The 1,511-nt window shown below is 42.0% G+C and carries 1 protein-coding gene; it reads left to right on the top strand.

Annotated features, from left to right (window positions below; all coding sequences use genetic code 11):
- Nucleotides 1-1,511: PAS domain-containing protein (locus tag WBJ10_RS12675; protein WP_424290849.1), on the top strand; the 1,511-nt coding region annotated here is incomplete at both ends.

Below are 1,511 nucleotides of genomic sequence, written 5' to 3'. Positions count from 1 at the left end.
CATTATAGGTCACTGATAGAAAATGGCGCCGATGTACTAGTAGTACTTACAACAGACGGCAAATTTAAATATGCTGCCCCATCAATTCATCGGGTATTAGGGTATTCGGAAAAAGATGCTCTCGCCTTAGATCTATTTGAACTGTTGCATCCTGATGATATTAAGGACCTTCGCACACTTTTCATGAAGTGCGTCAAGAATCCAGGGATCTCAATCGACGGTTATGAAGGCAGGATCAAGAATAAGAAGGATGAGTGGCTATGGCTGGAAGGAATAATGACCAATATGTTGCTTGATCCAGCAATTAATGGAATTGTTTTCAATTTTAGAGATATAACAGAGCGTAGACTTGCCAGACTGCAGCTGGTAAGAACCCAATTACTTAATAAAAGCATCTTAAGTTCCTTAGACGCTCATATTGCTGTTGTCAATGGGGACGGATTAATAATTTCGGTCAATAAAGCATGGGATGACTTCTCAATCGCAAATGGGGCAGTACCTGCTTCTCTAACTTCGAATGGGAGTAATTACTTCACTGTTTGCGAGAATGCTGCGGCAAAGGGGAATAAATTGGCAGCTCAGGTATTGAAAGGGCTTAAAGCAGTGCTTAATAAAGAAGTCGAACTTTTTAAACTCGAATATCCATGCCACTCACCCTTAGAAAAACGATGGTTTGTCCTTAACGTAACCTGTTTAGGTGGCGATGAAACCGGGATTGTTGTATCGCATCAAAATGTCACCGATCGGAAACTGGCTGAAGAAAAAGTGCTTCTGAATGAATTGATGTTTCGTGGGCTTATCGAAAATAGTGCCGATGGAATGGCAATACTTTCTCCAGAAGGAAGGCCGCTGTATGTGTCCCCAACAATTAAGAATATTTTGGGGTATACGGAGGACGAGGGCATGGAACTGAACTTATTAGAAATGGTTCATCCGGAAGATGCTCCAATACTGATTGGAGTCATGAAAAATGCGATGGATAATCCTGGAGTGGCCATTAAAGGAGGCGTGACCCGGATGATTCATAAAGACGGAAACTGGCGCTGGATGGAAGGTGTAATTACAAATATGCTGCATAACCCTGCTATCGGCGGTATCGTTGATAATTTCCGGGATATCACGGACAGGAAAATGGCCGAGCAGAAAATACTCCATGCAAACAGGCTGTATTCTTTCATAAGCCACATTAATCAGCTGATAGTACGTGTTAAGGATGACCAAACCCTTTTTAATGATGCATGCAGGATAGCTGTAGAGCATGGTAAATTTAAAATGGCCTGGATCGGTCATCTCTTTCCAACCGACGAAACCATAAAGTTGGTGGCGTGTTTCGGAGCTACGCCTAAACAGGAAGAATTTTTCAGTAATTATAGATATGAACCTGGGGGACCAATTGCAAAGGTTATAAACGGTTTAGATTATGCAACAATAGCAAATATTAGCGCTGAAGTAAAGACCAGACTAACGGAAATTGCAGGCGAGGCAGGATTTAAGTCAGTCATTGTACTTCC

This window comes from Daejeonella sp., assembly GCF_049655485.1.
Taxonomy (GTDB): domain Bacteria; phylum Bacteroidota; class Bacteroidia; order Sphingobacteriales; family Sphingobacteriaceae; genus Daejeonella.
This window is presented reverse-complemented; position numbering and strand designations above follow the sequence as displayed.